The organism is Salinicoccus jeotgali (genome assembly GCF_055379195.1).
Window position 1 is genome coordinate 1,193,652 of sequence record NZ_AP043830.1, and the last position, 19,974, is coordinate 1,213,625.

Sequence of the window (19,974 nt, forward strand, 5' to 3'; positions counted from 1 at the left end):
GAGATTTATCGTGTTGGATTATAGAGAAGCGGGGCTCACTCCCGATGATTTAAAGGAAATGTATAGGACTATGCACCTTGCAAGAAGATTGGATGAGAGGATGTGGCTTTTGAACCGTGCCGGGAAACTGCCTTTCGTCATTTCGTGCCAAGGTCAGGAAGCGACTCAAGTAGGGGCAGGGTATGCGCTCGATACAGCGGTTGATGTAATCAGCCCCTATTACAGGGACCTCGCCCTAGTGACGCATTTCGGCATGACGGCTGAAGAGACCATGCTTTTTGCTTTTGCCAAAAAAGGTGATATTTCAAGTGGCGGCAAACAGATGCCTTCACACTTCAGTAAGAAAAGTAATAACATCATGACCCAAGGTTCCTGTGTTGCGACCCAGGTCCTTCATGCAGTCGGTGCCAGCTTCAAGTTCAAGATGGATGACGAAAAGCGCGTTGCTCTGACGACACTCGGCGAAGGATCATCGAACCAGGGCGACTTCCACGAAGGGTTGAACTTTGTAGGCGTACATAAACTGCCGTTTATATGCATCATAGAAAATAATAAATACGCCATAAGTGTACCGGTGGAGCTTCAATATGGTGCAGACAAGCTGTCCGATCGTGCAATTGGATATGGAATCCACGGAGAGCACATTGACGGCAACGACCCGATAGCCGTCTATAAAGCTGTCAAAGAGGCTAGGGAGCGTGCAATGAATGGTGAAGGCGGCACTATTATAGAAGCAATGTCGACAAGGCTGACCGCTCATTCGTCGGACGATGACGACAGCTACAGGGAAAAAGGTGAGCTGAAAGAAGAGGATTGCCTCATGCGGTTTAAAGCCTACATCAAAGAGTATGAAGTTGCCGATGACGAATGGTTCGAAACTCTCGAAGCCGAAGCGAAAAAGATCGTCACCGATGCGACCAAGGCAGCAGAAAAAGCGCCTTATCCGGATGCTAGAGAAGCGCTGACGCATGTATATGAGGAGGTAAACAATGGCTAAGACATCCTATCTGCAAGCAATACATCAAGCACTGGATTATGAGATGGGAAGAGATGATAGTGTATTTGTACTGGGGGAGGATGTCGGCAAAAAGGGCGGCGTCTTCAAAGTGACTGAAGGTCTCCAGGAGAAATACGGAGAAATGCGCTGTCTGGACACACCTCTTGCAGAATCGAACATTGTCGGGACCAGCATCGGCGCTGCGATGATGGGCAAAAGACCTGTTGCCGAAATACAATTCGCAGAATATATTCTACCTGCGACAAATCAGATTTTAAACGAAGCGGCGAAAATCAGATACCGTTCCAACAATGACTGGAATTGTCCGATGGTGATCCGTTCTCCTTTCGGCGGCGGCATCCATGGTGCTCTTTACCATTCGCAGTCGATAGAAACGATATTCACTTCAACTCCCGGGTTGAAGGTGGTCATACCATCCACTCCTTCCGACGCTAAGGGGCTGCTCATTTCCGCAATACGTGATAATGACCCGGTGCTCTTCTTCGAGCATAAGAAGGCATACCGTCTCCTTAAAGAAGATGTTCCTGAAGGCGAATATACTGTCCCGATCGGCAAAGCTGACGTCAAGCGTGAAGGCGATGACATTACAGTCATAACTTACGGGCTTTGCGTCAATTATGCCATGCAGGCTGCCGAGAGACTTTCCAAGAAGGGGTATGAAACAGAGATCCTCGACTTGCGCACCATCTATCCTCTGGATAAGGAAAGCATCATAGAAGCGGCATCCAAAACAGGTAAAGTACTTCTGGTGACTGAGGACAATCTCGAGGGCAGCGTGATGAGCGAAGTGTCAGCTATTGTAGGAGAGAACTGCCTATATGATCTCGATGCTCCGATAATGCGTCTGGCAGGACCAGATGTCCCGGCAATGCCATATTCTCCGCCGATGGAAGATTTCTTCATGATCAATCCGGACAAGATAGAAGCCAAAATGATGGAACTTGCCGAACACTAAGGAGGAAAAGAGTAATGGAAAAGGTGCTTATGCCAAAGCTTGGTGAGAGTGTCACTGAAGGAACGATAGAAAAGTGGCTGGTGAAGCAAGGCGATAAAATAGAAGAATATGAACCTTTATGTGAAGTCATAACCGACAAAGTCACCGCCGAGGTCCCCTCTGTATTTGACGGTACAATCAAAGATTTGCTCGTTGACGAGGGGGATACTGTTGAGGTAGGTACGCCCATCTGCATGATGGAGACGGAAGGGGGTTCAAATACAGAGCCCGTGTCAGACCCTGAGGAGTCAAGCGTAGGGACGGCAGATGAGAATCCTGAAGAAGAAAAATCCACAAAGACTAAAGGGCAGAAGACGCGGATTTCTCCTGTAGTCATGCGCTTAGCCGAAGAAAACGATATCGATCTTAAAACGGTTGAAGGTAGCGGATTTGAAGGTCGGATTACGAAGAAAGATATTATAGCTGCGATAGAATCCGGCAACACCGGTCAGGTGGAGCCTAAACAAGAAGAACATAAAGAGGCCGATTCTCCAAGCCGCACTGAACCTGTGGCTCCTATAGAAACTCCTACGACCCCGGGTGAAGAGATTCCGGTAACAGGAGTACGCAAAGCAATCGCCAATAAGATGGTTCAATCCAGTCAGGAGATTCCACATGCTTGGCTGATGATGGAAGTCGACGCGACCAATCTAGTCAATGTCAGAAACAAGCATAAGAATGCTTTTAAAGAAAGTGAAGGATATAATCTGACGTTCTTCAGCTTCTTTGTAAAAGCTGTGGCTGAAACCTTGAAAGAGTATCCTATGCTGAACAGTTCATGGCAAGGTGATAAGATTGTCGTCAATAAGGATATCAATATCTCCATTGCTGTCGCAGGAGATGATAAGTTGTATGTCCCTGTAATCAAGAATGCGGACGATCTGTCGATTAAAGGGATAGCAAAGCAGGTGAGCGAACTTGCCTCTCTCGGTCGTAGGCATGCACTGACTCAAGACCATATGAAAAACGGCACCTTTACTGTCAACAACACGGGTGCATTCGGATCGGTTCAATCAATGGGAATCATCAACCATCCCCAAGCTGCCATACTGCAAGTGGAATCAATCGTTAAGAAGCCTGTGATCATAGACGATATGATCGCAGTAAGGGACATGGTCAACCTCTGCTTATCCATTGATCACCGCATATTGGATGGTCTCGTGGCGGGACAATTCCTGAAAGCAGTCAAACAGCGTATTGAAGCCTATTCCATCGAACATACTTCAATCTATTAAGCTTTACAAAAAGAGTGATTGAATATAGAATTGAGTCATCAAATCCTTTGCATATGCTTTGGATCATAAGGACTGGAAGAAGGGATTTTTGCAATGAATATGGATTTCAACATGTACATGAATGATATTGTCACTACTGCAAGAAGCGAAATGAGGGAAGCGGGCTATACTGAAATGACGACGCCTGAAGAAGTGGATGAGCACCTCCTGAAGGAAGGGACGGCTTTGGTGATGGTCAATTCAGTCTGTGGTTGTGCCGGCGGAATTGCACGTCCGGCAGCAAAGCATGCACTCAACTATGATAAGCTTCCTGACCAACTGCTTACGGTCTTTGCCGGACAGGATAAGGAAGCCACTGAGCATGTCAGGGAAAAGGCACCAGATTTCCTGCCTTCTTCGCCATCATTCGCACTCTTCAAAGACGGTAAGATTGTAGATATGATAGAACGCCATAACATTGAAGGCCATGAAACCATGAGTGTAATCATGGATCTGCAGGCTTGGTTTGAGGAGCACGGCAAAGATATCTGATATAATAAAAAGAGGTCCCGAGGGACCTCTTTAATTTGATTAAATCGCAGTGAGCATGCTGATGCCGAAAAGCACACCAGAAATCACTATCAGAAAGATCATAAACCAGATTACTACTCTCTGCATTTTCTTATTTTGCATGGAATCATCCTCAATTTTTTACTCTTTACATTATAATACACTGAACATCCACAATCAACTCAGTAACAGGAGGAACACACAATGAATCAAGAAAGATTGACTTCGCAATTCATGGAAATGGTCCAAATCGATTCCGAAACTGGAGAAGAGAGGGAAATTGCAGATTATCTGCTGAAGACCTTCAGGGAAATGGGTGTCGAAGCAGAAGAAGACGATACCCAAAAGGACACGGGATACGGTGCAGGCAACATCCTTGTGAGGATGGCCGGCAACACTGAAGCTGAACCACTTTATTTTACGGTTCATATGGATACGGTGGCACCCGGAAAAAATGTTAAACCAGCCATCGAAGATGGTTATATCGTAAGTGATGGGACTACTATACTTGGTGCAGATGACAAGGCCGGAATTGCAGCCATCATAGAGTCCATCCGCACAATCAAGGAATCTGAAATCCCACATGGCGATATTGAATTTGTAATTACCGTTGGAGAAGAATCTGGCTTGGTCGGAGCCAAGGCATTCGACGCATCACGTTTGAAGAGTCGTTTCGGATATGCCATAGACTCTACAGGTAAAGTCGGCACCGTAGTGACTACGGCACCGACCCAAAGTAAGATTGAAGTGAACATCCATGGTAAGAAAGCACATGCAGGTGTAGCACCTGAAGAAGGCGTCAGCGCCATAAACATTGCAGCCAAGGCAATCAGCCAGATGAAGCTCGGTCGGATAGATTCAGAAACTACAGCAAATATCGGCCGATTTGAAGGTGGTGGCGCAACCAATGTCGTGACGGACCATGTATACCTGCTTGCAGAGGCACGTAGCCTTGATGGCGATAAGATGGAAAAACAAGTGGCGCATATGAAAGATGTATTTGAAACCACTGCCTCTGAGATGGGCGGACATGCAGAAATCAAGTCCGAGGTCATGTATGCTGCATTGGATGCTGGGAAAGAGTCTGAAGTAGTGACTACAGCTGTCAAAGCCATCGAAAAAATTGGCAGGACACCGGACTTAATCAGCCTCGGGGGCGGCAGTGATGGCAACATCTTCGTAGGACACGGAATAGACACAGTAATACTCGGAGTCGGATATGAAAACATCCACACTACCGAAGAACGCATCCCGGTCGAAGAGCTCGTCAAGGTCGCTGAACTCGTTACAGGCATCATCAAAGTCCAAAGTGATAAGGAGTAGCATATATGCTGTATGATATCGGAGTGGTCGGCTTGGGGGTTATGGGCACAAATATCTCCAAGAACATGGCCCGGAATGAATTTGATGTTACTACATTTGACTTTTACGAAGATGTGAGAAAAAACAGGACTTTGGAACTGAAGGAAGAAGGAGTATCGGTTTCTTCTTCTTTAGAATCATTCGTAAAGAGCCTTAAAAAACCTCGCAACATATTGCTTCTCGTTAAAGCAGGAGAAGTGACTGATAATACCATCTCACAAATAGCCCCCTTGTTGGAGGAGGGGGATACACTGATAGATGGCGGTAATGAACAGTATGAGAATACACAGCGTCGCAACGGACAGTTGACAGCAATGGGCATCAACTTCATTGGCATGGGAGTCAGTGGAGGAGAAGAAGGTGCATTGAATGGTCCTTCTTTAATGCCCGGCGGTCAAAAGTCTGCCTATGATAATGTTAAGGATATACTGGAAAAAATTTCAGCCAAGGCAGATGATGGTAAACCATGCGTCACCTATATCGGCAATAATGGTAGCGGCCATTATGTCAAGATGATCCATAACGGTATAGAATATGCAGACATGGAACTCATTGCAGAGAGCTACTATTTCATGAAGCATGGCCTCCGCATGAGTAATAAAGAGATGAGTGAAGTGTTCGATGAATGGAATCAGGGCGACCTAAACAGTTATCTGATTGAAATCACTGCACGCATCCTTGAATTCAAAAATGAAGACGGTGAATATATCATTGACCTCATCTTGGATAAGGCCGGGCAAAAAGGCACAGGCAAATGGACTGGTATAGAAGGTCTGAAACTCGGCATTCCACTTTCCATCATTACAGACAGTGTGTTCTCAAGATGCCTCTCAAGTCTGATTGATGAGCGTGCGCAGATCAATCAGGCGTATGATGCCGAAATGGGAGCCCTCCCGCAAGAAGACAAGAATGAAATTCTTGAAGATCTAAAAAATGCCTTATATATAAGTAAACTGATGAGCTATTCACAAGGTTTCCGCCTATTGAAAGAAGCAAGTGACATCTATGAATGGAATCTGCAGTTGGGGGAGATTTCCATGATCTGGAGGGCCGGATGCATCATCCGGGCGCACTTCCTTGAAGAGATCAATAGAGCATATGAAAAGGACCCTAAACTCGACAATCTGCTTCTTGATGACTATTTCAAATCTGTGGTAAAGGAAGCACATCCGAGTCTAAGGAGCATTGCCATCAAGGCGATTGAAAATGAAATTCCAGTGCCTGGTTTCTTGAGTGCCCTCTCTTATTTTGACAGCATGAAACAAAAACGTGTGTCCAGCAATATGATTCAGGCCCAACGTGATTACTTTGGTGCACACACCTATGAAAGAATCGATCAGCCAGGCGTCTTCCACACCGACTGGCAATAGTAAAAAAACGCAGTGTGATGTTGATTGAAGTCAACTTCACACTGCGTTTTTATTAATCAGATAAACGTTGCCATACTTGTACTTTACTATCCTCAGAGAAAAACAATCCTCTACTTTTGATCAGCTCCATGGAATAGGAACAATTCAACTCGCGATCTTCCTTGAATCGCCATCTACGGAATATATAACGGTAGATGTCTTCGCTGACGATCTCCGGATCCCCTTCAGACTCGAAGATGACATAATCTCCAGATTCCGTATAAGTCTCTTCAAATGGTGCAGGGGAGAGGGAGGAAACACCGATCATCAATTCCATCTTACCTCCTATATATCTTTCAAGAAGTATGATGCCTTTTATATGACCGTCATTATACTTGAGTAGCTCCTCCAACACATGGTTATCTTCAAGATATGATAAAAAGTCATACTTCATCAATGTACTATAATGGTCTACTGAGAAACGGCGGACGGCACCTATGATTCTGAACCCTTCAACATGCTGCTCAGTGGAACGGTATTTTGGTCGTTCAACCGGAACCACTTCAAAAGATATGCGTTCTGTAAGATCCAAAGTTTGAAAATACTTCTCAGTTTCGTAGGGCGATATCCCAAACGCTTCACGATATGTTTTCTTAAACTGTTCTATATCGTGAAAGCCATACTGCTTGGAGATATCAATCAATCGTCTGTGCCCCGCCTCTAATTCATATGCAATCTCTGTCATTTTACGCCTCATCTGATACTCGTAAGGGCTGAACCCGACCAATGAAGAAAAAATTGTGATGAATGATTTAGGTTCTACGGACATATCAAGAAGTACCTCATCATAATCTATATTCTCCCTGATATGATCTTCTATATATATAATGAACCTCTCTACAAAATTTACTGTTTGCATATTAACCTCACTTCATTTCTATACATTCCACCATTTGAACCCATCTTTCGAGAGGAGCAGATTGCTTTTTACAGGACCATCAGAGCCTGCCCTGTAGTTTGGGAACGGAGCGATGTCAGACTCCCATACCTGGTTAATCGAATCTACAAATTGCCAGGCATTCATCAACTCTTCATAGTGGGTAAAGTTTGCTGCGTCCCCGTTCAGACAGTCATATATCAGATTCTCATACGCATCTACTGTACGCGCAAGGTCTTTATTGTCGATTGCATAGGAGAGTTTAATCTCCTTTGTATCCTTTTCACTGCCATGGTCTTTGACGTTAAGTTGCAAAGAGATGCTTTCGTCAGGCTGGATGCGTAAAATGAGAAGGTTTTTAGAGAGTACATCGTCCTGCTCGTTTTGATAATACAGGTTTTTTGGCACCTCTTTAAATTCCACAACGATTTTCGTCTCCTTATTCCTCATCCTCTTGCCGGTACGGATATAGAAAGGGACGCCTGCCCATCTGAAGTTATCTATGAAGAGACGGGCGGCAATGAAGGTCGGAGTGTTGGAGGTTTCGCTGACATCTTCTTCATCCCTGTATTTGCATACATACTCACCATCTACTCTTCCTTCATCATATTGACCGCGTACAAAATGATTCTTTACATCCTTTTTATCTATTTTCCTAATGCTCTTCAAAACTTTTATCTTTTCGTCCCGTATATCATCACTGCTTAAACTGATCGGGGGTTCCATGCCAAGAAGTGAGACGATCTGCATCATATGGTTTTGGAACATATCCCGGACTGCGCCACTTCTTTCGTAATATTCACCACGACCAAGTACACCTAAGGATTCGGATGAGGTGATTTGGATATTTGAGATGTAGTGGTTGTTCCACAGTGGTTCGAACAAACTATTGCTGAACCGGATGACTTCAATGTTTTGCACCATCTCTTTCCCCAAATAGTGATCTATTCTGTATATTTCATGTTCTTCAAATGTTTTGGAGATGTCCTCGTTCAGTCTATAGGCACTTTCATAATCCCTGCCGAATGGCTTTTCGATTATCAGTCTCTTATAACCTTTGGTCTCTGTGACACCTGAACGTCGTAGATTATCCGTAATGACCGTAAAGAATTGAGGAGGCATCGCCAAATAGAACAATCTGTTCCCCTCTGTGTCGATGGACGCCTCTACACTCTCAAATTTATCCTTCAATGTCGAATAGCTATCGACATCGGTAATATCTACCTGCACATAATGAATGCAGCTCAAAAAGGAGTCCAGCCCTTCGAGACTTTCCAGCTTTTCGTTGTCCTGCAGGGAAATGCGTACCACTTCCCTGAAGTCTTCATCATTCATATCTTTACGTCCTATCGCCAATATGGCGAAATCATGTGTCAATGAACCTTCCTGGAACAGATGGAACATGGATGGCAGAAGTTTTCTTCTGGAAAGATCCCCCGTAGCGCCAAACAATGCGATGGATGCTTTAAATGATTGGGTCATATGCAAACAAGTCCTTTTATCAAAAATTTTCTTATATTATTATTCCACTGTATTCTGAAAAACACAACTCCATAACTATGATATAATGAACCAACATTTAATGATAGGTGATTGCATGAAATTTAAAATACTCGGCTCCGGTGCGGGCATACCTTCGAAATCAAGAAATACCCAAAGTTATATATTGGATGTGGTCGAGGAACTCAACCAATATTTCCTCATTGATGCTTCTGAAGCACTACAGCATCGCATCATGAGCACAACGATACGACCGGCTAAAATCAAACACATCTTCATCACCCACCTCCATGGAGATCATATCTTCGGCCTGCCGGGGTTTCTCTCTTCTCGTGCCCACCAGGGCGGGGAAGGGGTGCCTTTATATATTTATGCACCTGCCGGCTTGAAGGAGTGGGTGGAGCTGACCTTAAGGACAAGCGCTTCACATTTGAACTATCCGATTCACTATATAGAGGTTGCACATAATATGGAGTTTGACGCAGATGGTTTCAAAGTGAAATCCTATCTGCTGGACCACGCCATTGAGAGCTACCTTTATGTATTCATTGAACCAGACAAGCCAGGCGCCCTAAAAGATGAACAATTGAAGCGACTTGGCATACAGCCTGGCCCGTTCTATAAAGAGATAAAACAGTCGGACACTTTTGAATTTGATGGACAGATATACAATACGTCAGAATTCATGAATCCCCCGACAGAAGGCAGAAAAGTGGCAGTCCATGGTGATACAAGGGTGATTCAGCATCCGGATTACTTGGATTTGGTTGATGGATCAGACCTTATCGTCCATGAGGCAACATATCTCGATGGAGAGGGCGAAAAAGCACATCTTTACTACCATTCCGAAATGTCAGAAGTACAAAAAAACTTTTCATCCATTTCATATGGAAAGCTCATATTCAGTCATATCAGCAATCGATATGATCAGGAGCAGATCAACAGCATCAGTAGCACGCTACCTGAAAACATGCTGCTAGCCTATGACTTCATGGAAATCACCATCCCACGTGATTCGCAATGAAGCTAGTGATTACCTGCCGATATTTTTCAGGGTTTCGGTTGAAGCTTTCAACGTGACCACCCCGATCGGGATACCAGGCTGCCTTAGGCGCCTTTTTTCTTTTATACAGTTCTTTTGTGTGCGTATATGGGATGAATTTATCAGGTTTTGAATGGATGAAGAGTATCGGTTGCCTGATGTTGTCCACCACCCGGTGTGGGGAAACTTTAAAGAGTGAGAATCGGCTTCTCAGGCGGAAGAATATATTTGTGAATATGAGTACTAGAGGGGATCCAATTTTTGTATATTGGCTGAAGATGTGGGTGAGTTCATCTCCAAAAGTGGAAAATGAAGCATCCGATATATAGAATTCAGCGCGATTCGATAATTCACCTGCATAGAGCAGCATGGTGGCCGCTCCCATGGATTCTCCGTGCACACCCACCTGTATATCAGGTCCGTAGTGGTCAAAAAGGTATTCTATCACTGTCTCTAGATCATATTTTTCGTAGAAGCCGTAAGTCGAATGGAGTCCACCTGTGTTCCCATGTCGCCTCGCATCGTAGATTACGCAATTGTAGCCCATATCTGTGAACATATTGAGGTATTTTATGGAACTTATTTTATTCTCCGTCACGCCATGGCACAAGACCACCCATTTGTTTGTTTCGTTAGGGTGGGTGAAGATGGCATTGATGCTGTAGTCGAATTTAGAAGATATGAGGATATCATCTTGCGGAAGCTTTTTGAATTCGTTCATATCGAGCCTCTTAGCACGCGTTTCCCTGCGTTTGATGATCTCGACATCCCGCAGTTTAAAGAAAAGGATTTGGCTTGAAGCGTAATAGCCAAGTGAGATAAGTAATACGAGAAGGGAGCCTGATAGTCCGACTCCCCATTTTATGAAACTCCTCATGCACGATGCTCCTCATATTTGATTATTTTCACCGCATCGAGAACTGCCTTATATTCTTCCTGTGACAGGTCTGGCATTTTATTGTAGCTTTCGATATTCGACTCCAGCTGTTTCAGACTGCTCACCCCATTGACTATGGCAGCTTCATTATATCTCAGGAACGCATAGGACAAAGCGGTTAAATCATCTTCCACTTCACTCAGACGTTCCAGGCTCCCTTTCAGATCTTCGCAGGAATAATCGAGGAACCCATCAGGGAATTTTTCTTCAATGACACTTCTCCAGCTACTGCTGAGGGCGCCCTTCATGACTGGTCCGCGTGCCAGGATCGCAACATCTTCTTTAAGGGAATTTGAAACTTCCAATGGGCGGTTATCCAATGGGTTGAACTGCATCATGATTGTCGACATGTCGCTGTGGCGCAAGTAATAGTCGATGACGTTCAGCCGTATCGATGATATGCCGTAGCTTGTGATCAACCCTTCCTGCTTCAGATCGTCAAATGCACTGATGGTCTCGTCTTTATTATCTTCAATGGTGCCACCATGAAGTTGGTATAGATCAATGTGATCTACTCCAAGACGGTGCATCGAGTCTTTTATGGCTGATTTGATATGCTTTGGGGTAGGGTTCCATCCTATTTTCTCCTGGGTCTTCTGATCGAATTCATTTCCTCCCTTTGTCGCGATGGTGAAATCATAGGTAGAGCGGAAAACATTCAGTATTTTGCCCAATTCCTGTTCGTTTTTCCCGAACTGATAGAGATCGGCAGTGTCAAAATGGGTGATCCCCGACTCCAATGCAAATTGAATGATTTTCTCCATCTCATTTTTATCGTCGAGTGGCAGATTCATACATCCCAAGGAAAACTCGGAAATGTTCAATCCATCTTTTAAATTTAGTTGTCGCATATGGTTCTCCCTCCATTGAATATGTGATTTGATTATACCAATTCAGACGCCCAAGTTGCACATATTTGCCTTTATTCATACGTCTGAAAACTATATGGCAGGCCATACGTGTGTTAATATAAACATATGGTTTTAAAAGAACTCAATAATGGAGCGTAATGAAATGGATAATGACCAACAATATGATCACCTTAAAGAAAAACTGATTTCAAGCGAACGAATTTTTGACGGCAAAGTAATTAAAGTGGACCACAGTCGGGTGAAATTGCCGAACGGCGCCGAAGCTGATAGGGAGATCGTCTATCATAAGGGTGCGGTATGTCTGATTGCGGTACAGGACAACCAGATGCTGTTTGTCAGACAATACAGGGTCTCAACGGAAGAATTCCTGCTCGAAATCCCGGCAGGCAAAATCGAGGAAGGCGAAGCACCTATTGAAACGGCTAGAAAAGAGCTGAGGGAGGAAGTTGGCGGGACCGCCGGGGAACTGAAAAAAATTCAGTCTTTCTATGTGTCTCCTGGATTTTCCAATGAATATGTCCATCTTTATGAAGCGGCAGATGTATCCTTCAAGCCGCAGAAACTGGACGATGATGAATTCCTCGACATTGTGAAGATCGATCTCGATCAACTGAGGGTGGAACTCGAAAGTGGGGCATTCAAAGATGCCAAAACAATCGTCGCAGTTCAACATGTGTTGGCCACCCACAATTTATAATCATTTTAAACACCTTTAAAATTTTATACAAATCCGTTATAATGTCTGTGATTATATTACAAAGTGGGTGAACCCGTGGAAAATAGGATTCAAAGAATCAAAGAGACACTGCAGGGTGCCCAATACAAACTGACCCCTCAGAGGGAAGTCACGGTGCGGGTCCTGCTCGAAAATGAAAGGGATCATCTGAGTGCAGAGGATGTCTTTCTTAAAGTGAAAGATAAATACCCGGAAATCGGCTTGGCGACCGTCTATCGTACATTGGAACTTCTAAGTGAGCTGAAAGTGCTCGATAAGATCAATTTCGGGGACGGGGTCAGCCGTTATGACCTCCGCAAAGAAGGGGCTGAACACTTCCATCACCATCTTGTCTGCATGGAATGTGGCGCAGTTGAGGAAATTGAAGAAGACCTGCTTGGCGACGTGGAGAAGATAGTTGAGAATGATTATAACTTTAAAGTTCTGGACCATCGCTTGACCTTCCACGGCGTATGCCGGGATTGTCAGGAAAGAAGCCGAAAAAAATGAATTTCGACGCATACATCGATGAATATCTCCTCTTTCTGAGAGTGGAAAAAGGTCTGAGCCAATCTTCAATCGAATCTTACCATCAAGATCTTAAAAAATATCAGACTTATTTGAATGACTCCGCCATAGATGACTTGAATCGGCTCGACACCGAATTCCTGATTCAATTCCTCAAGATGTTGGATGGTCAAGGTAAAAGCGCCAAAACTTTATCGCGCATGCAGTCTACACTGAAAAACTTCCATCAGTTCCTGGTGAATGATGATATCACCGCACATAATCCGGCACTACGCCTCCAATCCATAAGGAAAGGCAAGACCTTACCTGTCTACTTGACTGTTGAAGAGATGGAAACACTACTATCCACTCCCGACGACTCGATTGCGGGCAGAAGGGACCGTGCCATGATGGAACTACTCTATGCTTCAGGGCTCCGGGTCAGTGAATTGATCGACATCAAGACAAATGATATCAATACGAATCTTGGCTTCATCCGCGTAAAAGGAAAAGGCGACAAGGAGCGTATCGTACCGATTACAGACTATGTAGGCGATCTTCTTGACTCACATATTTCATCAGGACGATTGTCATTACTTAAGGATAAGAATACCGATATACTTTTTTTGACGAATAGGGGAAAGGGCTTCACCCGCCAAGGACTATGGAAGACGATAAAGAAATATGAAGTGCTGAGCGGCATTGGAAAGAACATCACGCCGCATACCTTCAGGCATTCTTTCGCCACCCACCTTGTTGAGAATGGTGCTGACTTAAGAGCCGTGCAAGAGATGTTGGGGCATTCCGATATCAGCACCACTCAAATCTACGCACAAATTTCGACCGTAAAGATCAGGGAAATGTACAAACAATTCCATCCAAGAAAGTAGGAGATAGCATGTTTAAAAGAATACACCTGGTAGTACTTGATTCTGTTGGAATCGGAGCTCAGCATGATGCCAAAGATTTTGGGGATGAAGGGTCGCATACACTAAAACATACACTCGAGCAATATCCTGTAGAACTCCCAAACTTGGAAAAGTTCGGTCTGGGATGCATAGACGCATTGCCAGACATCGATTGCCCGGAGGATACTGAAGCATTCCACAGTAAAATGGATGAAGTATCACAAGGCAAGGACACTATGACAGGCCACTGGGAAATCGCCGGTCTTGATATCAAAAAACCCTTTAAAGTATACCCAGATGGTTTCCCTGAAGCTCTGCTGGATAGAATCCGGGAAGCAACAGGCCGTGACATTTTAGGGAACAAACCGGCAAGTGGTACGGATATCATAAAGGAATATGGCGAGCATCAATTGAAAACAGGCGACTTGATCATCTACACATCCAATGACCCCGTCCTTCAGATTGCGGCTCACGAAGATGTTGTGCCTCTTGAAGAACTCTACGAGATTTGTGAAAAGGTCAGGGCGATGACACTTGACCCGGATTTCCTGGTGGGCCGCATCATTGCAAGGCCATTTATCGGGGAGTCGAAACACGACTTCAAACGTACTGAAAACAGACACGACTACGCGCTTGAACCTTTCGGCAGAACTGTGCTGAACGCGCTTGATGATAATGGTAATGATGTAATCGCCATAGGCAAAATCAACGATATCTTCACAGGCTCCGGTGTGACAGATGCTGTCAGAACAAAGAATAATGAAGATGGCATCGATAAGCTGCTCGAAGTCATGGATCGTGATTTCACAGGTCTTTCTTTCCTCAATCTGGTTGATTTTGATGCACTCTATGGCCATAGGAGAGACTCAGAAGGCTACAGCAAAGCGTTGAAAGCTTTTGATGATAGGCTACCGGAAATCGTTTCCAGATTGGCGGCTGACGATCTGCTCATCATTACAGCTGACCACGGAAATGACCCTACGTTCAAAGGTACCGACCACACAAGGGAGTCAGTGCCTCTCCTGATTAAATCTGGAAAAGATATGAACTATAAAGCACTGCGCAATTCCGAGACTTTCAGCGACTTGGCAGCCACCATCGCCGAAAACTTCAACATTGAGTATAAAACGCATGGCAAAAGCCTGTTTGAAGAGATTGTCTCACATGCGAAATAAAAAGTTCACCTTCATTCTGATTGTCTTGGCGGCACTCGCATGGGGGATTGGATATTGGGTCATGGTGCTATAGAAAACATCACTTTTGATGTTTTCTTTTTTTAATGGCAGCGTTCCGGTCTGAAATTACATCCGAACGATCCCTGAGCCTATGCTTAAACACGATTCCTTCTTCCTGTACGAATCTATTTATGGCCATCTCCCTGAATGTCCCGATAGGAGTCGATGGATCCTGCATGGCGTGCAGGTGCGACCATGTCTCATCGGTGAGGGGGAATTGCAAGGGGGTGAAGGGTATGGTTTTAATATGCTTCTTTCTTTCGTGAATCATTGTGATAAGAATTTCAGTCATGCCTAAAGAAAAAAGGTCATATTCATGCGCATCATAAAGTGCGATGGCTCGGCTATAGGAACGTTCGGCCCCTGCTGTATTTCCTTGCCTGTAATGGTATTCTGCAACTGCTACCAAAATAAGAAAGACTTCCGGATCATGTTTAGTCAAGACAGGCTTCGATTTCCAGTGACTCTCCATGATTTCATGGCATTCGAAGTAATCTTGCTTTATAATGAGTTCGTTATAGAAATCTAAGAGTTGTGTACGTTCCATTGTGCCAGCTCCTAACAATTGAGGTTATTTTATGGATGGTTATAAAGTGCGCCTCGATGTATTCGAAGGGCCTCTCGATCTCCTTCTTCATCTGATCAAAGAATTGGAAATTGATATCTATGATATACCGATGAAGGTGCTCACCCGCCAGTATATGGAATACATTGAAGAAATGAAAGAACTTGAGATCAACGTCGCAAGCGAATATTTGCTTATGGCCAGTGAACTGCTGAAAATCAAGAGTCACACACTTCTTCCCGAACCCATATACGCTGAGGAACCGTTCGAAGATCCAAGAGAATCATTGATGGAGCAACTGATTGAATATCAAAATTTCAAACAATATGCAGAACAGCTTTCCATGATGAAGCAAGAGAGTGAACGCTTGTATATCAAGCCGCCAGAAGAGTATGAAGAAGTGGATGTGTCAGAAGACGAGATGGATGTTTCGATATCTGAACTCCTTGTCGCCTATCAAAAAGTACGGTCGAGGGTTGCATTAGATCAGCCAAAGAACATTGTCATCAACCATGAACGATACACACGTAAAATGGCCGAGTCGTTCATTGGCGCGCATTTCACAGATCGCGACTCACTTGCGTTTCATGAACTCTTCAACTTTGATGAATCAAGATCCAAAGTTGTAGCTGTATTCATAGTACTGTTGGACTACGTCAAGGAAGGCCAAATGAGGATATATAGGGTGCAGGGAGGAGATTATAAAATTGAGAGGCTGTTGGAGTAATGGAAAAAATTGAAATTATAGAAGGGCTGTTGTACATTGCAGGTGATATAGGCTTGGAAGAAGAACAACTGATCATGCATGTTCCCATTACTAAGGAACAATTGGAGAGAGTGACGGATAATTACGATAAACCGAATTTCATCATTCAAAAGCATGGGTACAAATACTTTCTAAAGACATCCCAAGCGATGGAGAAGTATGTAGAACGCGTACTCAGCGACCGCCCAAAACAGAAACTGTCACAAGCTGCGCTTGAAGTCCTATCCATAATTGCCTATAACCAACCCCTTTCAAGAGGGGATATTGAAGTGATGAGAGGAATCAATTCTGATGGGCCTGTCAGCACCTTGCTGAGTAAGGGGTTGATTGCCAAAAAGAACATACAAGATGCGCGGGCGGCCCATTTCATAACGACAGATTATTTTCTACAGCTTTTCGGATTGACCGATTTGGAAGAACTCCCTACACAAGCGGATATCTCAGAACAAGAAGAAATCGACTTATTTTTTGATAACATGAAGGAGGAAGAATAATGGAAGAAATGCGTCTACAAAAAGCAATTGCAAACAGTGGTTATACATCTAGGAGAAAGGCTGAGGACCTGATAAAGGAAGGGCGTGTCAAAGTCAATGGCAAGACAGTATCGGAACTCGGCAGTAAAGTGGTTGATTCCGATAAGATAGAGGTGGATGGCGTGCCACTTGAAACTGAGGAGAAAGTCTATATCCTCTATTACAAACCAGGTGGCGAAATTTCTGCCGTCGAAGATGACAGGCAGCGCAGAACAGTTACAGATGCCTTCCAGCAAATGGATGTCCGCCTATATCCTGTAGGGCGGCTCGATTATGATACTTCCGGTATCCTTCTGTTGACGAATGATGGAGAATTCACGCAGTACATGACGCATCCGAAATATGAAATGAGCAAAATATACAGGGTCAAAGTCGATGGCATCCTAAAGAGGGAACAGCAAAAAATGATGAGGGAAGGAATCAGACTCGATGATGGGCTGACAGCTCCTGCAAAACTTAAAGTCATTAGGGACAAGAATAATAAGAACATGATCCTTGAGCTCACCATACACGAAGGGCGTAACCGTCAAGTTAGACGGATGTTTGAACATTTCGGTCTCAACGTTGTGAAATTGACACGCATCAACTATGACTTTTTGACTTTGGATGGCCTGAGCGAAGGGGAGTATCGTTTCCTCAAGCCGCATGAAGTCAAAAAATTGATCGCCAATGCCAAATCCAGATAGAACAGAATTGTCATAATACTGTCATGTAGGCTTAAATTATATGATGCTATAATGGACATTATGTATAGGGATAGGTAGGTGAAATAAATGAAGAAGAGTACCAGGAACGTGCTCAGGGTCAGCATCATAATACTGATTACGCTACTTATCGGTATCACGCTGTGGTTCAATCTGACCTCAGGCACAAAAACTGTGAATGTCGGCGACGAAGCTACAGATTTCAAACTGTCGACACTGGAAGGTGAAACCATCCAACTTTCTGAATTAACTGCTGAAAAAGGTGTGATCCTGAACTTCTGGGGCACATGGTGCAAGCCGTGCCGTGAAGAAATGCCTGATATGAATGATTTTTACATAGATGGGCATGAAGATTATGAAATCATCGCAGTCAATGTCGGTGAGAATCAACAACAGATCAGACAATTCATTTCCGGTTTGGATGCAGAGCTGCAATTCCCTATAGCACTGGACAGCGAAAAAAGTGTAACCGATGCATATAACATCGGACCACTCCCTACAACCATCGCCGTCAATAAGGATGGAGTAGTGGTTAAAAAACAAGAATACCAATTGAATCATGAGGATATCGCCTCCTTCATAGAGGCTTCCATAGAATAGGATGGATTTAAAATGAAGCTCAAGGACATACGATGTGAATCATGTGGGCATGTCAATCCGCCCGGAACCCAACTTTGCCAGTCCTGCGGTAAAATGATCGACAATGATTATGACAAAGACAAAATCAAAGACTTGATGCGTTATGATGGCAGTGCCGTAAGGTCAAAAACCCGCTCTAAGAGTATATTTGATAAAATATGGATATTTTTCACCTCAATCAAAGTGGGTGTCAGCATCATACTCGCAATCGCGGTTGCAGCAGCGATCGGCACAATCTTCCCTCAGGAATATTTCATCCCAATGGGTGTAGATCCAGCGGAACATTATCAGGAAAACTACGGCTCTTTAGGGTATCTTTACTACTCTCTCGGCTTCCATAACCTCTATTCATCCTGGTGGTTCCTTATCCTAAATGGCATGCTTGCATTATCCATCATAGCTGCAAGCATAGACAGGGGAATACCGCTGTTTAAGTCGCTTAGGAATCAGAGAGTTAAAAAACACAGTACTTTCTTCAGAAGACAAAGGCTTTCTGCAACGGATGAAGATGCTGGTAAAGTGAAGAAATTGGTCGATGGTCTTGCCAAAAAAAGATATAAGGTGAGGGAAGAGGACGGAAATTATCTGCTTGAAAAGGGCAGACTCTCAAGATACGGCCCTTACATCAACCACACAGGCCTGATTCTGCTTCTTCTCGGTAGCATGCTAAGATTCTTCCCAGGGATGTATGTGGATGAAATTCTCTATATCAATGAGGGGGAGACCGAAGAAATCCCGACCACCGAAGGGCAGTATTATATTAAAAATGAAAAATTTACCATCGACACTTATGAGAAAGATGATGGTGAAGTCTTCCAAAAAGCATTGGCTGAAGGCTCGAGTGTCATTAGCAATTTCCAGACTGACATCACTTTTTATGAAAATAAAAGTGCCGACATAGTGGGTTCGGCACCGGATTTGGAAGCGATTGACGAGTCTAGCATCCAAGTGAACCATCCGTACCGCTTCGACTCTTATGACGTGTATCAGTCAAGTTATGATAATTCACAGATGAAATCGATGACTTTCAGACTCGAAGATGCTTCAGGTAATACTATCGGAGATAACTTTACAGTGAACCTCGAAAATCCGGAGTCGACTTTCCCGATCACGGAAGACATCAATGTAAATATGCGGGCTTACTCGCCTGATTTTCTCGAAGTCGCTGAGAATGGTACACTCATATCAGAGACTCCGGTCCCAAGAAACCCAGCATTTGTGTTTGAAGTTGCAGATGGAGATGACAGTGAGCTGAGCTTACTGCAAATAATGAACAGTACAGATATCACCGAAAATAACGAATACAGCGTTCGGTTCGTCGGTGCAGAAGAGCATATCGCGACTGTGCTCACGGTTAAAAAAGACCACACCATCCCATTGATTGCCACTGGATTCGTCATTTTCCTGATTGGACTCGCAATTGGCTCTTACATCAACCATAGGCGCATATGGATAAGGACTGATGATGGGCTGTTGATGGCTGCACATACCAATAAAAATTACTTCGGTATGAAAAAAGAATTGAACGAAGTGCTTGCATCCACCGGTATGGAACCCGTTTCCGATAAGTTGGATGTTGCGCAAACTGATAAAGACGAGGAGTAATA

22 protein-coding genes are annotated in these 19,974 nt (G+C 44.1%); 16 read left to right on the forward strand and 6 right to left on the reverse strand.

Annotated elements, in window-relative coordinates; all coding sequences use genetic code 11:
* The first annotated feature begins 10 nt into the window (after window positions 1–10).
* From ACZ43I_RS05990 to ACZ43I_RS06005, 4 genes are all read left to right on the forward strand, one after another.
* On the forward strand, window positions 11–997 hold the full coding sequence (locus tag ACZ43I_RS05990) for a thiamine pyrophosphate-dependent dehydrogenase E1 component subunit alpha (RefSeq protein ID WP_344702882.1): 987 nt from the start codon (window positions 11–13) through the stop codon (window positions 995–997).
* Window positions 990–1,973, forward strand: a complete 984-nt coding sequence (locus ACZ43I_RS05995) for an alpha-ketoacid dehydrogenase subunit beta (RefSeq protein ID WP_344702885.1) — start codon at window positions 990–992, stop codon at window positions 1,971–1,973. Before ACZ43I_RS05990 ends, ACZ43I_RS05995 begins: the two co-directional genes overlap by 8 nt.
* A 14-nt stretch (window positions 1,974–1,987) precedes the next feature.
* Window positions 1,988–3,247: a dihydrolipoamide acetyltransferase family protein gene (locus ACZ43I_RS06000; RefSeq protein ID WP_344702887.1), complete on the forward strand. Its 1,260-nt coding sequence runs from the start codon at window positions 1,988–1,990 to the stop codon at window positions 3,245–3,247.
* A gap of 93 nt (window positions 3,248–3,340) precedes the next feature.
* On the forward strand, window positions 3,341–3,778 hold the full coding sequence (locus ACZ43I_RS06005) for a BrxA/BrxB family bacilliredoxin (protein ID WP_344702889.1): 438 nt from the start codon (window positions 3,341–3,343) through the stop codon (window positions 3,776–3,778).
* Window positions 3,779–3,817: 39 nt separating this feature from the next.
* Here ACZ43I_RS06005 and prli42 read toward each other — a convergent pair whose 3' ends face one another.
* The gene (gene prli42 / locus ACZ43I_RS06010; protein ID WP_344702891.1) at window positions 3,818–3,919 is read right to left on the reverse strand and encodes a stressosome-associated protein Prli42; all 102 of its coding nucleotides are present in this window, start codon (window positions 3,917–3,919) and stop codon (window positions 3,818–3,820) included.
* An 81-nt stretch (window positions 3,920–4,000) separates the two neighbouring features.
* Between prli42 and ACZ43I_RS06015 the strand changes: the two genes are divergently transcribed.
* Both ACZ43I_RS06015 and gndA read left to right on the forward strand, forming a co-directional pair.
* The gene (locus tag ACZ43I_RS06015; RefSeq protein WP_344702893.1) at window positions 4,001–5,119 is read left to right on the forward strand and encodes a M20/M25/M40 family metallo-hydrolase; all 1,119 of its coding nucleotides are present in this window, start codon (window positions 4,001–4,003) and stop codon (window positions 5,117–5,119) included.
* Window positions 5,120–5,124: 5 nt separating this feature from the next.
* Window positions 5,125–6,528: an NADP-dependent phosphogluconate dehydrogenase gene (gene gndA / locus ACZ43I_RS06020; protein WP_344702895.1), complete on the forward strand. Its 1,404-nt coding sequence runs from the start codon at window positions 5,125–5,127 to the stop codon at window positions 6,526–6,528.
* A gap of 52 nt (window positions 6,529–6,580) precedes the next feature.
* Here gndA and ACZ43I_RS06025 read toward each other — a convergent pair whose 3' ends face one another.
* On the reverse strand, window positions 6,581–7,426 hold the full coding sequence (locus ACZ43I_RS06025; protein ID WP_344702896.1) for an AraC family transcriptional regulator: 846 nt from the start codon (window positions 7,424–7,426) through the stop codon (window positions 6,581–6,583).
* An 18-nt stretch (window positions 7,427–7,444) separates the two neighbouring features.
* Window positions 7,445–8,926, reverse strand: a complete 1,482-nt coding sequence (gene zwf / locus ACZ43I_RS06030) for a glucose-6-phosphate dehydrogenase (protein ID WP_344702898.1) — start codon at window positions 8,924–8,926, stop codon at window positions 7,445–7,447.
* A 115-nt stretch (window positions 8,927–9,041) separates the two neighbouring features.
* Here zwf and ACZ43I_RS06035 point away from each other — a divergent pair, with 115 nt between their 5' ends.
* Entirely contained in the window at window positions 9,042–9,968 is a 927-nt protein-coding gene (locus tag ACZ43I_RS06035) for an MBL fold metallo-hydrolase (RefSeq protein ID WP_344702900.1), read from the forward strand.
* Here ACZ43I_RS06035 and ACZ43I_RS06040 read toward each other — a convergent pair.
* On the reverse strand, window positions 9,943–10,863 hold the full coding sequence (locus ACZ43I_RS06040) for an alpha/beta hydrolase (protein WP_344702902.1): 921 nt from the start codon (window positions 10,861–10,863) through the stop codon (window positions 9,943–9,945). The two genes, ACZ43I_RS06035 and ACZ43I_RS06040, sit on opposite strands and share 26 nt — an antisense overlap.
* Entirely contained in the window at window positions 10,860–11,774 is a 915-nt protein-coding gene (locus ACZ43I_RS06045; RefSeq protein ID WP_344702904.1) for an aldo/keto reductase, read from the reverse strand. The genes ACZ43I_RS06040 and ACZ43I_RS06045 overlap by 4 nt, the downstream gene beginning before the upstream one ends.
* A gap of 163 nt (window positions 11,775–11,937) precedes the next feature.
* Between ACZ43I_RS06045 and ACZ43I_RS06050 the strand changes: the two genes are divergently transcribed.
* The 4 genes from ACZ43I_RS06050 to deoB all read left to right on the forward strand — a co-directional run bounded on the left by ACZ43I_RS06050 (window position 11,938) and on the right by deoB (window position 15,100).
* On the forward strand, window positions 11,938–12,492 hold the full coding sequence (locus ACZ43I_RS06050) for an NUDIX hydrolase (RefSeq protein WP_344702906.1): 555 nt from the start codon (window positions 11,938–11,940) through the stop codon (window positions 12,490–12,492).
* A gap of 75 nt (window positions 12,493–12,567) precedes the next feature.
* Complete coding sequence (gene fur, locus ACZ43I_RS06055) at window positions 12,568–13,020, forward strand: ferric iron uptake transcriptional regulator (RefSeq protein ID WP_344702908.1); 453 nt, start codon at window positions 12,568–12,570, stop codon at window positions 13,018–13,020.
* Window positions 13,017–13,907 (forward strand): site-specific tyrosine recombinase XerD, encoded by an 891-nt coding sequence (xerD, locus tag ACZ43I_RS06060; RefSeq protein WP_344702910.1) that lies wholly within the window; start codon window positions 13,017–13,019, stop codon window positions 13,905–13,907. The genes fur and xerD overlap by 4 nt, the downstream gene beginning before the upstream one ends.
* Window positions 13,908–13,915: 8 nt before the next feature.
* Window positions 13,916–15,100 carry a phosphopentomutase gene (gene deoB / locus ACZ43I_RS06065; protein WP_344702912.1) on the forward strand — a complete coding sequence of 395 codons (1,185 nt, stop codon included), beginning with the start codon at window positions 13,916–13,918 and terminating at the stop codon, window positions 15,098–15,100.
* A 79-nt stretch (window positions 15,101–15,179) separates the two neighbouring features.
* Here the strand turns inward: deoB and ACZ43I_RS06070 are convergent, their stop codons facing one another.
* Window positions 15,180–15,707: a DUF309 domain-containing protein gene (locus ACZ43I_RS06070; protein WP_344702914.1), complete on the reverse strand. Its 528-nt coding sequence runs from the start codon at window positions 15,705–15,707 to the stop codon at window positions 15,180–15,182.
* Window positions 15,708–15,738: 31 nt separating this feature from the next.
* Between ACZ43I_RS06070 and ACZ43I_RS06075 the strand changes: the two genes are divergently transcribed.
* The 5 genes from ACZ43I_RS06075 to ACZ43I_RS06095 all read left to right on the forward strand — a co-directional run bounded on the left by ACZ43I_RS06075 (window position 15,739) and on the right by ACZ43I_RS06095 (window position 19,972).
* Entirely contained in the window at window positions 15,739–16,452 is a 714-nt protein-coding gene (locus ACZ43I_RS06075; protein ID WP_344702916.1) for a segregation and condensation protein A, read from the forward strand.
* Window positions 16,452–16,985, forward strand: a complete 534-nt coding sequence (scpB, locus tag ACZ43I_RS06080) for an SMC-Scp complex subunit ScpB (RefSeq protein WP_344702918.1) — start codon at window positions 16,452–16,454, stop codon at window positions 16,983–16,985. The genes ACZ43I_RS06075 and scpB overlap by 1 nt, the downstream gene beginning before the upstream one ends.
* Window positions 16,985–17,710 carry a pseudouridine synthase gene (locus tag ACZ43I_RS06085; protein ID WP_344702920.1) on the forward strand — a complete coding sequence of 242 codons (726 nt, stop codon included), beginning with the start codon at window positions 16,985–16,987 and terminating at the stop codon, window positions 17,708–17,710. The genes scpB and ACZ43I_RS06085 overlap by 1 nt, the downstream gene beginning before the upstream one ends.
* Before the next feature lie 87 nt (window positions 17,711–17,797).
* The gene (locus ACZ43I_RS06090; RefSeq protein ID WP_344702922.1) at window positions 17,798–18,328 is read left to right on the forward strand and encodes a redoxin domain-containing protein; all 531 of its coding nucleotides are present in this window, start codon (window positions 17,798–17,800) and stop codon (window positions 18,326–18,328) included.
* A gap of 12 nt (window positions 18,329–18,340) precedes the next feature.
* Window positions 18,341–19,972, forward strand: a complete 1,632-nt coding sequence (locus ACZ43I_RS06095) for a cytochrome c biogenesis protein ResB (RefSeq protein WP_344702924.1) — start codon at window positions 18,341–18,343, stop codon at window positions 19,970–19,972.
* Window positions 19,973–19,974: the final 2 nt, after the last annotated feature.

What these genes read in the sequence shown, in the direction of transcription:
- prli42 (WP_344702891.1), bottom strand. Translation starts at nt 3,919, where the DNA reads ATGCAAAATAAGAAAATGCAGAGAGTAGTAATCTGGTTTATGATCTTT.
- zwf (WP_344702898.1), bottom strand. Translation starts at nt 8,926, where the DNA reads ATGACCCAATCATTTAAAGCATCCATCGCATTGTTTGGCGCTACGGGG.
- ACZ43I_RS06050 (WP_344702906.1), top strand. Translation starts at nt 11,938, where the DNA reads ATGGATAATGACCAACAATATGATCACCTTAAAGAAAAACTGATTTCA.
- ACZ43I_RS06040 (WP_344702902.1), bottom strand. Translation starts at nt 10,863, where the DNA reads ATGAGGAGTTTCATAAAATGGGGAGTCGGACTATCAGGCTCCCTTCTC.
- ACZ43I_RS06005 (WP_344702889.1), top strand. Translation starts at nt 3,341, where the DNA reads ATGAATATGGATTTCAACATGTACATGAATGATATTGTCACTACTGCA.
- ACZ43I_RS06090 (WP_344702922.1), top strand. Translation starts at nt 17,798, where the DNA reads ATGAAGAAGAGTACCAGGAACGTGCTCAGGGTCAGCATCATAATACTG.
- ACZ43I_RS06015 (WP_344702893.1), top strand. Translation starts at nt 4,001, where the DNA reads ATGAATCAAGAAAGATTGACTTCGCAATTCATGGAAATGGTCCAAATC.
- ACZ43I_RS06095 (WP_344702924.1), top strand. Translation starts at nt 18,341, where the DNA reads ATGAAGCTCAAGGACATACGATGTGAATCATGTGGGCATGTCAATCCG.
- ACZ43I_RS06075 (WP_344702916.1), top strand. Translation starts at nt 15,739, where the DNA reads ATGGATGGTTATAAAGTGCGCCTCGATGTATTCGAAGGGCCTCTCGAT.
- ACZ43I_RS06000 (WP_344702887.1), top strand. Translation starts at nt 1,988, where the DNA reads ATGGAAAAGGTGCTTATGCCAAAGCTTGGTGAGAGTGTCACTGAAGGA.
- ACZ43I_RS05995 (WP_344702885.1), top strand. Translation starts at nt 990, where the DNA reads ATGGCTAAGACATCCTATCTGCAAGCAATACATCAAGCACTGGATTAT.
- gndA (WP_344702895.1), top strand. Translation starts at nt 5,125, where the DNA reads ATGCTGTATGATATCGGAGTGGTCGGCTTGGGGGTTATGGGCACAAAT.
- ACZ43I_RS06035 (WP_344702900.1), top strand. Translation starts at nt 9,042, where the DNA reads ATGAAATTTAAAATACTCGGCTCCGGTGCGGGCATACCTTCGAAATCA.
- ACZ43I_RS06085 (WP_344702920.1), top strand. Translation starts at nt 16,985, where the DNA reads ATGGAAGAAATGCGTCTACAAAAAGCAATTGCAAACAGTGGTTATACA.
- scpB (WP_344702918.1), top strand. Translation starts at nt 16,452, where the DNA reads ATGGAAAAAATTGAAATTATAGAAGGGCTGTTGTACATTGCAGGTGAT.
- ACZ43I_RS06045 (WP_344702904.1), bottom strand. Translation starts at nt 11,774, where the DNA reads ATGCGACAACTAAATTTAAAAGATGGATTGAACATTTCCGAGTTTTCC.
- xerD (WP_344702910.1), top strand. Translation starts at nt 13,017, where the DNA reads ATGAATTTCGACGCATACATCGATGAATATCTCCTCTTTCTGAGAGTG.
- ACZ43I_RS06025 (WP_344702896.1), bottom strand. Translation starts at nt 7,426, where the DNA reads ATGCAAACAGTAAATTTTGTAGAGAGGTTCATTATATATATAGAAGAT.
- ACZ43I_RS06070 (WP_344702914.1), bottom strand. Translation starts at nt 15,707, where the DNA reads ATGGAACGTACACAACTCTTAGATTTCTATAACGAACTCATTATAAAG.
- deoB (WP_344702912.1), top strand. Translation starts at nt 13,916, where the DNA reads ATGTTTAAAAGAATACACCTGGTAGTACTTGATTCTGTTGGAATCGGA.